The sequence below is a fragment of the Acinetobacter sp. WCHAc010052 genome, from assembly GCF_002165295.2.
Classification (GTDB): Bacteria; Pseudomonadota; Gammaproteobacteria; order Pseudomonadales; family Moraxellaceae; genus Acinetobacter; species Acinetobacter chinensis.
In genome coordinates this window covers 2,766,731-2,780,031 of record NZ_CP032143.1, presented here as the reverse complement: position 1 = coordinate 2,780,031, position 13,301 = coordinate 2,766,731, and the positions used below count along the sequence as shown (strand labels likewise).

Below are 13,301 nucleotides of genomic sequence, written 5' to 3'. Positions count from 1 at the left end.
TATTACTCCGCGAAATTTTGGACACCTACACGTTGAGTATATTTTACATATTCTTGCTGGAGCTGTTTTACAATTTCAGGGTGTTGTGTGCTTAAGTCCCTTGTTTCTGTACGATCATTTTCCATATCATAGAGTTTCCAGTCTGGACCATTCAGATTTTTCGTGATTGTACGGGTGAGCTTCCATTTCTTGTTGCGCACATAGGCATCACCATGCAATTCATCTGCATAGATAAAGTTTTCGCCATATACAGAATCGGTTTTACCAGACAGATAACTGATCCATGATTTACCTGAAAGCTGATTGAATTTGCTGGCATCTTGATAATCTGGTTTTAATGAAGATTGTGTAATTTCAAGAATAGTAGGGAAAATGTCTTTGACATTGACAAAGCTATTACTAATTTTAGCTGTGTTGTTATTTGGAAGTTTGACAATAGCTGGTGCGCTGACGCCGCCCTCAGCCGCAGTTCCTTTCCATAGTGAAAATGGAGCACTGCTCACTTCAGTCCAGCGTGGACCGATAAGTTCATAAGACTTCGTTTTACCTAAGTTGTTATAGCTGTTGTCATAACCTGGAAGTGGACGATAGAAACCTTCTGCACCATTATCTGACATAAAGATAAACAGTGTATTGTCGTATTGCTTAATTTTTTTCAGATGTTTAATGAGTTTTCCGACATTGTCATCCATATTTTTAATCTGTGCCGCATAAATTTCCATTTTACGCGCTTCGATTTTTTTCTGTTCAGGCGTGAGATTATTCCACAGGTCTAAATTCATTGGCGCAAGTTCTTTGCTAACGACTTTGGCTGTTTTTTTTGAATTAATCAGCTTTAGCTTTAACATGTTTTCTAAACGCTTATGCTTAATGACATCATAACCCTGATCATAATGTCCTTTATAAATATTCAAATAATTTTTTGGTACCTGAAGAGGCCAGTGTGGTGAAGTTAGAGCAACATAGGCAAAGAAAGGCTGACTTGGATTTTTATTATCACCAATATAGTCAATCACTTTTTGAGTAAAGAAATCTGTTGAATAAAAATCATCCGGTATTTCGACCTTCTGACCATTTTCAGTGTAAATAGTTTTACGTTCTATACCATCAGGCAGTGTTTTAAAATGTGAATCTGCACCGTTTAATAATGCATAAGATAAATCAAAGCCTTTATTTGCTGGATTGGTCTCTGGGGTAAAGCCAAGATGCCATTTACCAGCCATAAGGGTTTTATAACCATTGTCTTTTAATACTTGAGGCAATGGAATAGAACGAGTATTTAAATAACCTTCATAACCAGGTTTACCTAAGAACTGTGGGCGAGGCGTTAAATCAAATCTTGCTGCATCTGCCCGCATCGTTTCTGCCATTGCACCGAGTCCAGCCTGATGATGATCTGTACCAGACATCAACTCTGACCGTGTTGGGGAACATGTACCTGGTGTATGATAATTGGTAAAGCGAGTACCTTGATGAGCTAAACTATCAATATTAGGTGTCTTTATTTCACTACCATAAGAACTTAAATCGGAATATCCCATATCATCGGCTAAAATGATCACAACATTGGGTTTTTGCGCAAATAGCTGCGTAGAAATTAATAATGATGTGAATAGGGCTAATTTGTTGAATTTCATTTTTCTCATCCTTGATTATGATTTACAACTATCGAAATAGTCTAAATGTATTAAAATTAATCTATATTAGACAAATAGTTATTTTCTTATAAGTCATATGCTTATTGTTTTTTTTGTGATTTTTTTACATGGAATTATATATTTTAATTATGATCTGATATTTATTATTAATTATAGGGGAAACTGATTTATGGAGGTGGAGTTGTAATATAAATGAATCCATGGGAGGGGGAGTTGACTCATTAAAAGGTGATTTTAAATATTAAATTTAAAGTGTAATTTGTTGATATTAAATAAAAATTAACTTTGATGGGGTTTTCCCGATAATATAATGTATATAGCTCCAATGGAAGTTAATAAGCATGTAAAAAGAGATAAATGGCTTTTAATTTTTAAGGTATTAGGTGGGGGGAATAATGATCTTGCTTATGATTATGCCCAAAATCAGTTTGAATATAATGTTTATTTCAGCAATGAGCTATGCTTAATATTTTATACCAACTTATTTCTCACTTTACGTTGAAAAGTGATGGGTGTGTAGATTTTCTAATGAAAAATGGGAATTGATAGAATTTAACATATTGTTTTTATTAATGTTTTTATTTGTTTATTAATGTATGCTTTACAATTGAAAATGGATTTTGGAACTGACATGCGTAAATCATTGCTATATTTTTCTATCATCAGTTTTTTAGCACTAACTGCATGTGGGGGAGGAGGGGGTGACAATGGACAGGCTTCAACAGTACCTGCACAACCTGATACTCCCCCAGAAGTGAGTAAGCCTGAAGAAACATTAAAAAAAATTAATGAAACACGTCTGACAGATGTGGCTAATTCATTGAATATGAATGACTTTAATTTGGGTGGATGGAATCCGCGTGCTATTTCCGTTCATGATGATGTTATCTATGTTGCAAATGATCAGAACCCTGCTTCTGTTTTAAGATATGACCTTAAAAATAAACAGCCGATGCAACCCTTACAGGGCAACAGTATTACCGGTATAAATACAGCATGGAACAGGATGTATGACCTAAATATTCATGAAAACCGTTTATACACAGCCTCATTGTCTTCGAACCGAGTAGATGTATTTGATATCTCATCGAGCGAACCTCAGTTTATCATGTCAATGGGTACGGGAAGTTGGAGCGGTGATCAGGAAAATCTGGCATTGGTACATCCTGTTGCTGTTGCTGCAAATGATCAGTTTGTATTTGTTGCTGATACACATAACCGTATCAATGTATGGAAGCAAAGCGATGTTGTTTCTTCGAATCACTTAAAAGCAAGAAAATTTGCTCGTCTGTCCTTACCCAATTGCGGGAGCATTTATTGTAATGTCCGTTTGGAAACAATAGATGATTTACTTTATGCAAGCTTTGATAATGGTCAGACATTAGCTTATGACGTGTCAGATATAAGAGAAGGTGCAACCGGTACTGAAGTTGCTGCGAAAAAGCAGGCTGATAATATCGCAAACGTATTCAGTTATGCGGATGATGGTCATGTTTATGCTTCACGAGCAAATGGTAAAGTTGATCAGTTTGATCTTAACCAGTTTAAGGCTACGACAAATCTTGTTTCAGATGTAGTAGAGAGTTTCAGAGAATTTAAATTTGATGGTCAGGCTGATGTTCAGAATATGTTGAAACCGGCTGATTTTACCATCAACAGCAATAGAATTTTCAGTATTTTCAATAGTCGGGTAAATATCATTCCGTTGCAGAAAGTTGAGCAATATCAATCAGTAAATAACAGTATATCAATGACTGAGTTGAAGCAGGAACAAGCAGTATCTCAACAGCTTATCCTGCAGGATGGGGAAAATTGGGAAACGCTGACAGATCCAAAGCAACGTTACTTTAAAATAAACAGAATCATTTCCGGCTATATGGATAATGATGGTTTACTGATTAAAAACTATAGTGTCGCACCCGTTAAAGACTTAAACATCGAAGCTCGATTAAAGAATACTGATCGATGGTTCAATTTAGTACATATTGATGAACTGAAGGCTTTGAGTTATACGCGTCTGAATTTGAAGCTTAATGAGAATCAGTATTATAAACTGCTTGATGGATCAGGTAGTATTAAACTTAGTGGTATCAATAAATTTAAGCAGTTACCAGTTGATTTGCTGGATATCCGAGTGAGCTCAAAGAGTGATACTTTGGTGCAGAAACTTTCGACCATTAAGCCTGAATGGGGTATTTACTTCGGAAAATATTCGCAAGCTGACGGTCAGTGGGAAAAAATCAATCCCATTTATGCTCGTGAATGGATCATTATGATCACTAATTTTGCTTACATACTCAGTAGTCCCGAGTTTGAACATGTGTGGTTCAATCATAAACAGACAATGGGACATGACTTCTTTGGTAATGCTGGGCAGGTTTCTAGTGTTGGCGGATATTTTACAGCCCAGGAATATCGTAGATATTTTGATGAAATAATGAACCGTGGGGACATTCGCTTAGGTATTACTACTATTGGTGGTGGACTTGGTGGTGGCGATATATTGGGTATTGATACCTGGTATTTCTATTCACATTATTTTAATGCAGATATTGGTGTTATTGGGCATGAATTTGGACATCACTGGGGTAGTCATGACAGTGCATGGGCGAATGGTAGTTATGGTATTCAGGCTGCAAACTTATGGCTACATCAGTATTTTCAGCGAAAAGGACAGTTACCTTACATGGACCCGGAACTGAATGCATTTCATAAAGCATCAAAAGATCAGCTTTATAATGGAATAAATGAATCCATGCGTCAGCATCGTCCTGCAAACCAAGTCAATCGCCTTGAAACATATTTTAAAGAACATCCATTAAAATAAATCTTGGATTAACATTTGAAGGGCAACACTATCTGGTTACTAGCATACCTGACTCGGACTTTGAAAGCCGAGTCATTTTCTTGGCCGATGATTCAAACGTTATGTGATTTCTGAGATGTATTCATCCGTATTAGTATTTAAATCGCTGCCTTTTATCATTATTAATTAAGGTCTGTTGACATTCAATTAAATCAGGTGCAATTCACCCATCTAATGAGCGAATTGACTCCGTCTATACCGATGGGACTTATGTACGAATACTGCAGACAGTTGAATGAGATTCATGCAGGCATAGCTGCCTTGAATAAACTTACCGAATTAGATTGTTCTCATACCCAGGTTGTATCTTAAAATTGAAATGCTTAGGGGGAGTTCTATTTCTCAAATCTTTATTCAACAAAGTTAATTATAATGAAAAAATGGATATTACTCTAATATCCATTTTTTCATTTAGATGAAGATAAAAATAATATAAATTCGCATTCTATGATCCGATCTTCAGTTCTTAGATAAGGCGAAAAAAGTCCACCAAAACTTAACTTTAAAGAGTCAAATACAGTGTTAAGAAACCTATGAAGTTAAATTTGAGTTGCTTGCCTGATAAAACCCATTAGTTGATTAGTCTCTGCTAGGCTGGCATTTTGTAAAGGTTTTCTAGGGGCACCGACATTGAACCCAAGTTCATTCAGGCCAGCTTTCACTGTTTTCGGTAAACCACCTTGCACGATGAAACGCAATAAAGGAAGTTGCTTATAAAAAAGATTTTGTGCCTGAGCTAAATCACCATCTTTTATTGCTTGGTAGAGTAAGTTTGGAAGTTTACCCAACAGGTTTGGGGCAACGGTACACCAGCCACTTGCACCAGCACAAAATGCCTCAAGTGCCAAAGGGTTACAGCCATTATAAAATGGTAATTTCCCCTGTGTGAGTTCATGGAATTTATGCATACGTTGAATATCTCCTGTACTGTCTTTGACCATGCAAATGTTTTCAATTCCTTCAAACATTTTGACAATTAGCTCAGGTGACATATCCAAACCACTTGTTGCCGGGTTGTTATAAACCATAATAGGGAGTTTAGTCGCTGCTGCAATTTGCTGGTAATACTCATAAACTTCCTGATCCGTCAGTTTCCAGTAAGAGACAGGAATGACCATAATTACATCTGCACCTAACTCTTCAGCCTTTTGAGCTTTTTGAATTGCCATCGAAGTTGTGAGTTCAGAAATTCCCAGAATGACAGGTACACGATGATTTACCACTTCAATACTTTTTTGAGCGACTTGTTGCCATTCCTGCCAGGATAAATAAGCACTTTCTCCAGCACTGCCAAGTGGTGCAATGGCATCACATTGATGTTCAAGCAGAGCATTTAGCGTAATCGTCAACGCATCAAAATCGACTTCCTGAGTCTCTGCTTTAAAAGGAGTAATTGGGTAAGCAATAATGCCTTCTAATTTCATGGTTATTCTCCTTTAATGCAATCAGAGTGATTTTTTAAAGCTTTACGGGCGTAATAAGCGAAATTGATTTTGTTACGTTTATCTGTAGACACCCAATCATGCGCTTCTTTAGCGAGTTCATGTGGAATCTGCTGTATTTGACCTGCAGCCATTGCCAAAAGTTGTAAGCGTGCCGCACGTTCAATCAAAATGGCTAAATTACAAGCTTCCTCGATGGTTCTACCCGTAACTAATTGTCCATGATGAGATAACAGAACAGCACGATTTTCACCCAGCGCCGCAGAAATTAAGATTCCTTCTTCATTACCAACAGGAACACCAGGCCAGTTGCCAACGAAAGAGCAATCTTCATACAAAGCACAGGTATCCATATGTGAGATAGTGAGTGGCACGCGAAGCATAGACAACGCAGCGACATGAGTTGGATGGGTGTGAATAATACAATTTACTTCTGGGTGTTCTTTATAAATCCAGGTATGGAAACGATTGGCTGGGTTTGCCATGCCTTCACCATTCAAAGGTTTCAGGTCTTGATCTACTTCTAATAAGTTAGCAGCAGTAATTTCATCAAAGCCTAAACCAAAACGTTGAGTGATAAATGTATTACCCTTATGTGTACGGCTTGTGATTTGCCCCGCAAGCCCAGCATCATGACCATGATCAAATAAGATACGGCAGGTTAAGGCCAGTTTTTGTTGATCAGTATAGTCTTCATCTTGAAAATGTTGTTGCATGCTTTGTTGAGCGCTGAGCATCAATTGCTGCTTATCAAGTAATGCAGTTTCCATGAGACCTCCTATTTGGTTGATTTGTCATTTGGACATAGGCAGAATAAGAGACCTGTGGATGGTTGAAAATATCCAGATTTTAAATCTTATATGGTCCAGATAGTCATGCAACAATCGTGGGAAATGCGACTACATCTTGCTGAACGTAAAGAAAAAACCATTTTTCTTAAACTGACCAACCAGATTATTCAGGAAATTTTGTCTGGGCGATTAAAGCAGGGAACGCGTTTGCAAGGTTCGCGGACCTTGGCGGATGAGTTGGGGATCAATCGGAAAACAGTACAATCCGTTTATGAAGATTTAGAAGCTCAGGGTTGGTTAGTCTCAAAGCCAAGACAAGGGACGTTTATTTCTGAACACTTGCCCGATCTCAAACTTGACTCAACATTAACCCTGATGACTTCAGTCGAACCTTCCACTGAATTATCTGCTCCCCAGGAAGTGGCGATTAAAAATGATGGAATTCCCGATACTCGGTTGATTCCATATGAGTTATTTTCGCGTGCTTATCGTCATGCCTTGATTAAGGTGACGAGGCAGCAGATTATGGGGTATGGTGACCCGCAAGGGGCACTAGAATTACGCCAAGCCTTATTAAATATGCTGTCAATGGAGCGATTTATTCAGACCACAATTCAGCATATTTGTGTGGTTCGCGGAAGCCAGATGGGAATATTCCTTGCAGCTCGAGTGCTTGCTAAGCCGCAAGTACAAGGTCAGGTCATTGTCGTGGAGCAGTGGTCTTATCCACCAGCAGTGGAAACTTACTTATCTAACCATTTTCAAATTGTGCGGGTTGGATTGGATCAACATGGTTTAGATACCGAACACTTAGAAAAAATACTAAAAAATTATTCAGTTGCAGCAGTATACACTACGCCACATCATCAATATCCAACTACAGTTACCATGTCGATGGATCGGCGACTAAAGCTTTTGGAACTATCTAAAACTTTTGATTTTTATATTATTGAAGATGATTATGATCACGAATTTCATTATGACAGCCGTCCAGTCCCTCCTCTGATCAGTTTACCTGCGGCTGAAAAAGTGATTCATATTGGTTCATTGTCCAAAGTATTTGCACCAAGTTTAAGGGTCGGCTATGTGGTTGCTGATTTGGAAATTATCCAGGCAATGAAACAGGATATTTTACTTATTGATAAGCAGGGTAATGCTATTACAGAACTAGCGATTGCAGAGTTGATGCAACAAGGTGAAATCAAACGGCATACACGGAAGATGCGTAAAATTTATCAAAACCGTCGAGATTTTGCCGTGATGACTTTTCAGCAATTTTTTCAGGACAATGTTGAGATTACTGCACCTGCAGGGGGAATGGCATTATGGGTACGGTTTAATCTGGCTTATCAAGCTCACTATACTGAAGCTTTAAGGCACTTACAGATTGATTCTGAATATTGCTTTGGTTCTCATGCAGAAAATACCGACTTAGAATATTTTCACATACGTTTTGGCTTTGCTGCACTGAATGAAACTGAAATAACCAAGACTATTCAAACATTACATCAAATTTTCATGAATGAATTTTAAGTTGAAAAATATCAAAGCCGGAATCTTGTGGACTTTGGCTTTGATATATGACCTGATTATAACGGCATACGATACTCAATAACTCCTGGTTTTTCAGCGATCCAGTCATACAGTTTCTGGGCAGTTAGATTTGTCTCTTGGGTATGCCAATATAAACGATCACATTTCTGAGTACGCGCTTGCTTTTGGACATATTCTATTAAATGTTTCCCGATGTGTTGTCCACGTGCTTCAGGCGATACATATAAGTCCTCTAAATAACAATAGTTTGCTACTGCCCAGGTTGAGCGGTGAATCACATAATGGACAAAGCCTAAAACTTTGTCGCCTTCTTTGGCAACAGCACAGTACACAGGTTCAGCGTCATCAAAAAAGCGGTGCCATGAGGTTTCTGTGACTTCCTTCGATAAATTAACTTTGTAAAACTCCTGATAGGCAAGCCAATACGGCAACCATTGTTGGTAGTCCTGATACTGTGCTGGTGTTACTTGAATATTTTGCTTTTGCATAGTGATGATCCCATCATTTTTGGTGTTTAAAAATAGATGGGTAAAGCATAATCTTGATATGGTACTGTTTTAAGATACAGTTTTTGTATTTTTAACAGTACCGGTTTAAGGTTTTTATACAAGTCGCAGTGAAAAAATACTTTTAATAGAATATTGAAGAATTCTAATCATTCACCGCTTTTTATAAAATTATCCGGAAATAAATCGTTTAAATTTTCCATTCAAGACAAAATAAGCGATTAAGCCTAAAACCAATCCCCAAAATGCTCCGCCAATACCAAATATTGTAATATTGGCAGCACTGGCAAGAAAGGTGATTAAAGCTGCTTCACGGTTTTCCCCATCGCTCATAGCAGTGGTTAGACTTCCAGTAATGGTGCCTAACAAGGCAAGACCTGCCAGTGTACTAATAAAAGTTATTGGAAACGCTGTAAATATTGCAGCAAGTGTGACGCCAAAAATCCCAACCAAAATATAAAATATCCCTGCGGCAATTCCTGCTATCCAGCGTTTGGAAGGATCTTCATGAGATTCCTTACCTGTACAGATTGCAGCGGTAATTGCTGCAAGATTAAATGCGTGAGCGCCAAAGGGTGCCATGATGAAAGAGCCCAAACCTGTGACAATAAGAATGGGTTTGGCATTGGTTGTAAATCCATCATTTTTTAAGACCAGTAAACCAGGCATATATTGCCCTGTTAACGTGATTAAAAATAAAGGTACGGCAATACTTAATGTAGAATTGATGGAAAAATCAGGAGCAGTAAGAATCGGCGAGGCTAATTTTAATTCAAATCCTGAAAAATCAATTCGAGTCTGAAAGACTAAAAAAATAAAACCAAAAACTAAAACACTGACGATGGCGTATCGTGCAGAAAAATGTTTAACAACCAGATAAATCAGAAATAATGATAGGGTCAGAAGTGGGTCGATTATCGTGTTGGTAAATGCTGTAATACCAAATTGTAATAAAATCCCTGCCAACAAACCTGATGCAATGCTTACTGGAATTAGGCGAATCAGTTTTTCAAAATAACCGGTAACTCCTAAAATTATGAAGGCTAAGGCAGAAAGTAAATATGCACCAATCGCTTCAGCATAAGGAATGGTCGCAAGAGCAGTCACGAGAAATGCTGCCGCAGGAGTAGACCATGCTGTAATGATGGGTTCTCGGGTGTACCAACTTAATAATATTCCAGTAATACCAACACCAATAGAAATAGACCATACCCATGAAGCTGTAAGCTCAGGGCTAAGTCCTGCTATGTGTGCTGCCTGGAAGATTAAAATGAATGTACTCCCATAATTGACAATTACCGAAATTAATCCAGCCAATATAGGAGGGAGTAAATCCTTGGAATAACGGTGAAAAACTGTGAGTCGAACCGACATAACCCCAACCTCTGAAAACTTTAACCATGAAAGCGTTGAGTGTATTTTTAATCATGGTATTGTCATAAGATACAGTTTGGGTGTTTTTAGAAGTACCAGTTAACTATGACAACGTTATCTTCTGCTTATTTTCCACATTTAATTTTGCCTAAAGGGCAACCCATAAAAGATGGTTTATATTGTGTTTTACGAGACGCCATTTTAGAAGGCCGTCTATCTGGAGGGACAAAGCTGCCCTCAAGTCGTAATTTGGCAGAGATGATGTCCATTTCCCGTAATTCTGTATTGGCGGGATTAGAACGCTTGCTCGATGAAGGTTATTTAGTCACTAAGCCAAGTTCAGGAACTTATGTTGCAGCTGTCATACCAGACCAATTAATTCAAATTCAAAATGATATAACCCAGATAAAATCTCAGCCTGTGCAAAGCATCAACATTAATCCGCATTTCACCAATTTGTTGCTTCATTCGAATAAGCAGACATTATCAAGTCAGGAAAAGAAAATATTTCATATCGGTGTAGGCTGTGTAGATATATTTCCACATGAACGTTGGGGTAAATTATTAGGGCGTGCATGGCGGCAATCTTATTATCAATTAGGCCAGTTTCATGATCCGCGAGGCTATTTGCCTTTACGTCAGGCAATTTGTCATTATGTTAAATCAACAAGAGGATTAAACTGTAAGGAAGAACAAATTCTGATTGTGAATGGAACACAACAGGCGATTCATTTGGCTGCATATGCACTGTTACAGCCAGATGACCAGGTGTGTTTAGATGAGCCTGGTTATGACGCAGCCTTAAATATATTCCGTAGTTTTGGAGCCATAGTAAATCCTGTTACTAGTGATGAGGAGGGTATGAGAGTTGACGAAATCATTCATAACCATGCTGAAAGCAAACTCATTTATACAGCTCCCTCGCATCAATTTCCACTTGGTGACACTCTGAGTCTTGCTCGCCGATTTACTTTATTGGATTGGGCTTCCCAACATCAAAAATGGATATTTGAAGACGATTACAATAGTGAATTTCGTTATGGAACACATCCAATACAAGCATTACAGGGTTTAGATGGACAGCATCGTGTGATTTATGCAGGCACATTTTCTAAGATGATGTTTCCTGAATTTCGACTTGGGTTTATGGTCGTTCCTGAAGCCTTAATTGAGGTTTTTAGTCTGGCAAAATATTATACCGACACCCGCAGTTCCTATCTGGAACAGGTAGCGCTGGCTGCATTTATTAAAGATGGTCATTATGCACGTCATGTGCGTAAAGTACGTAAATCCTGCTACGAACGTCAACAGGCTTTAATTGCAGCAATTGAAACTTATCTTTTAGATGTACTAAGTGTACAGCCTACCGATTCAGGAATTCATTTGGTATGTTGGCTTAAGAACGGTTGGGCTGAAAAAGAATTTCTTATTGAATGTGAAAAAGTGGGTTTAGCTGTACAGCCTTTATCAAGATATTGTCAAACCGCATCACAAAGGCCAGCCGTACTGTTTGGTTATGCAGCACATACTCCTGATGAAATTCAAGCAAATATTAAAAAACTTGCGCAATCTCTGTCTGGTTCCAACCCTTCTTAAAGGGAAAAATCCAGACCTTATTTTAAAATCCACATTTAATGATCTGGCTAAAACTTTACTGGACCGGCTTATAGCTGAAACTGCAAAATCTAATAATTTAGGTGAAATGGACTTTGTTGTAGAAATACCCAAAAGTTCAGATTTACCTGGTTGGATGTACTCAAAATGTGGACTGCTCTCAGTATCCTAAACGTAAGACAGTCCCACTTTAAAGCTGTCTCAAATGCTTCAATCTTCTGCAAAGAGCAGATATGTAGGTCTTTAAATTTTTAAATGATCTAAAGTTGCCATAAAGTCTGTAAATTTTTCACCCTGAATCACCACATGTGCTTTAAGCAAGGCCTCAGCCTCTTGTTCATTACCTGAAAAGATGGCATCCAGAATCTCGCTATGTTCTGAAAAAGAATGATTCATGCGGTGATTTACACGTAACTGTAAGCGTCGATAAGGATGTAGGCGCTTGTGCAGAGCACATGCCTGTTCAATTAAAAAGGAATTATGACTGGCTTGATAAATGGCAAAGTGAAATAAACGGTTAGCTTCATAATAATTTTCTGAGTCATTCTGATTTAAATAGTCCTGACATAAATGATGTAAGCGCTGTAATTCCTGTTTTTCTTCTGGTTGAATGCGCCGTGCTGCCAATCGCCCACACATGGCTTCTAATTCAGCCATAACCTCGAACATTTCACAAAGGGTAAATGAGTTAATGGTTGGAATAATTGCACCACGACGTGGGCGAATTTCAACTAAACCTTCAGCGGCCAATAACTTTAGTGCCTCACGAATTGGAGTGCGTGAAGCACCATAGCGTTCGCAAAGCTCTTGTTCATCCAGCTTGGTCCCGGGCAGGAAAAAGCCATAAATAATATCATCCTCCAGCTTTTTACTGATTTGAATAGAAAGAGGAAGTTCTGCTATTGAAGTCATACATCACCAAAATTGTATACAATTTATGTTTATTTGAGTACAAATCATTGTACACTGGATACAGATAAGCTATAACTATAGCAAATTATAAGTCAGATTATTAGAAGCACTGCATGATCCAGGGAGGATTCAGCAATGATTATTTACGGAACAGCTATATTGGCGGTCTGCCATTTACTTGGTGTTTATCTGGGCAATGTCCTCGGGATAGCCCTTGGTGTCCAAGCCAATGTAGGTGGCGTGGCTATAGCCATGATTTTATTAATTCTATCGAAGGAGCTGTTAGCTAAACGCGGGCATTTACCTCAAGTGACTCAATTTGGTGTGTTGTACTGGTCAGGTATGTATATCCCGATTGTTGTTGCCATGTCGGCAGGTCAGAACGTAGTTGCTGCTATGTCTGGCGGGATGTTGGGTCTGATTGTTTCAATTGCGTCTTTGATTGGCACCGTCCTGGTGATTCGTTGGTTGAATAAATCCAGTGGTGACTACGAAAGCTATGAATGGGCTGTAGAGCCGACTGAAAAAGCCGCTTAAGGACAAGGGTGTTGTCCTAACACGAAATAACAATCAGTTATAAGGTT

The 13,301-nt window shown here is 38.3% G+C and carries 10 protein-coding genes; 4 read left to right on the top strand and 6 right to left on the bottom strand.

Going from position 1 to position 13,301, the window contains the following annotated elements:
* Nucleotides 1–2 precede the first annotated feature (2 nt).
* Nucleotides 3–1,637, bottom strand: coding sequence for an arylsulfatase (locus CDG61_RS13600; RefSeq protein ID WP_171405609.1), 1,635 nt, complete (start codon nt 1,635–1,637; stop codon nt 3–5).
* A gap of 652 nt (nt 1,638–2,289) precedes the next feature.
* Here CDG61_RS13600 and CDG61_RS17690 point away from each other — a divergent pair.
* Nucleotides 2,290–4,485 (top strand): hypothetical protein, encoded by a 2,196-nt coding sequence (locus tag CDG61_RS17690; protein ID WP_087549544.1) that lies wholly within the window; start codon nt 2,290–2,292, stop codon nt 4,483–4,485.
* 578 nt (nt 4,486–5,063) lie between these two features.
* Here CDG61_RS17690 and CDG61_RS13585 read toward each other — a convergent pair.
* Entirely contained in the window at nt 5,064–5,948 is an 885-nt protein-coding gene (locus tag CDG61_RS13585; protein ID WP_087549543.1) for a dihydrodipicolinate synthase family protein, read from the bottom strand.
* Nucleotides 5,949–5,950: 2 nt separating this feature from the next.
* Nucleotides 5,951–6,736, bottom strand: coding sequence for an aldolase (locus CDG61_RS13580; RefSeq protein ID WP_087514376.1), 786 nt, complete (start codon nt 6,734–6,736; stop codon nt 5,951–5,953).
* Nucleotides 6,737–6,841: 105 nt separating this feature from the next.
* On the opposite strand from CDG61_RS13580, the gene CDG61_RS13575 reads away from it, so the two are divergent.
* The gene (locus CDG61_RS13575; protein WP_087514375.1) at nt 6,842–8,290 is read left to right on the top strand and encodes a PLP-dependent aminotransferase family protein; all 1,449 of its coding nucleotides are present in this window, start codon (nt 6,842–6,844) and stop codon (nt 8,288–8,290) included.
* Between the two features lie 56 nt (nt 8,291–8,346).
* Here the strand turns inward: CDG61_RS13575 and CDG61_RS13570 are convergent, their stop codons facing one another.
* Nucleotides 8,347–8,799, bottom strand: a complete 453-nt coding sequence (locus CDG61_RS13570) for a GNAT family N-acetyltransferase (protein ID WP_087514374.1) — start codon at nt 8,797–8,799, stop codon at nt 8,347–8,349.
* A 189-nt stretch (nt 8,800–8,988) separates the two neighbouring features.
* Complete coding sequence (locus tag CDG61_RS13565) at nt 8,989–10,191, bottom strand: benzoate/H(+) symporter BenE family transporter (RefSeq protein ID WP_087514373.1); 1,203 nt, start codon at nt 10,189–10,191, stop codon at nt 8,989–8,991.
* Between the two features lie 105 nt (nt 10,192–10,296).
* Here CDG61_RS13565 and CDG61_RS13560 point away from each other — a divergent pair, with 105 nt between their 5' ends.
* On the top strand, nt 10,297–11,787 hold the full coding sequence (locus tag CDG61_RS13560) for a PLP-dependent aminotransferase family protein (RefSeq protein WP_087549542.1): 1,491 nt from the start codon (nt 10,297–10,299) through the stop codon (nt 11,785–11,787).
* A gap of 261 nt (nt 11,788–12,048) precedes the next feature.
* Here the strand turns inward: CDG61_RS13560 and CDG61_RS13555 are convergent, their stop codons facing one another.
* Nucleotides 12,049–12,717, bottom strand: coding sequence for a GntR family transcriptional regulator (locus CDG61_RS13555; protein ID WP_087514371.1), 669 nt, complete (start codon nt 12,715–12,717; stop codon nt 12,049–12,051).
* Between the two features lie 135 nt (nt 12,718–12,852).
* Here CDG61_RS13555 and madL point away from each other — a divergent pair, with 135 nt between their 5' ends.
* Nucleotides 12,853–13,254, top strand: coding sequence for a malonate transporter subunit MadL (gene madL, locus CDG61_RS13550; protein WP_087514370.1), 402 nt, complete (start codon nt 12,853–12,855; stop codon nt 13,252–13,254).
* Nucleotides 13,255–13,301 lie beyond the last annotated feature (47 nt).

Bases quoted from the DNA above. Each gene is read 5' to 3' on its own strand.
- CDG61_RS13600 (WP_171405609.1), bottom strand. From the start codon at position 1,637: ATGAAATTCAACAAATTAGCCCTATTCACATCATTATTAATTTCTACG.
- CDG61_RS17690 (WP_087549544.1), top strand. From the start codon at position 2,290: ATGCGTAAATCATTGCTATATTTTTCTATCATCAGTTTTTTAGCACTA.
- CDG61_RS13585 (WP_087549543.1), bottom strand. From the start codon at position 5,948: ATGAAATTAGAAGGCATTATTGCTTACCCAATTACTCCTTTTAAAGCA.
- CDG61_RS13580 (WP_087514376.1), bottom strand. From the start codon at position 6,736: ATGGAAACTGCATTACTTGATAAGCAGCAATTGATGCTCAGCGCTCAA.
- CDG61_RS13575 (WP_087514375.1), top strand. From the start codon at position 6,842: ATGCAACAATCGTGGGAAATGCGACTACATCTTGCTGAACGTAAAGAA.
- CDG61_RS13570 (WP_087514374.1), bottom strand. From the start codon at position 8,799: ATGCAAAAGCAAAATATTCAAGTAACACCAGCACAGTATCAGGACTAC.
- CDG61_RS13565 (WP_087514373.1), bottom strand. From the start codon at position 10,191: ATGTCGGTTCGACTCACAGTTTTTCACCGTTATTCCAAGGATTTACTC.
- CDG61_RS13560 (WP_087549542.1), top strand. From the start codon at position 10,297: ATGACAACGTTATCTTCTGCTTATTTTCCACATTTAATTTTGCCTAAA.
- CDG61_RS13555 (WP_087514371.1), bottom strand. From the start codon at position 12,717: ATGACTTCAATAGCAGAACTTCCTCTTTCTATTCAAATCAGTAAAAAG.
- madL (WP_087514370.1), top strand. From the start codon at position 12,853: ATGATTATTTACGGAACAGCTATATTGGCGGTCTGCCATTTACTTGGT.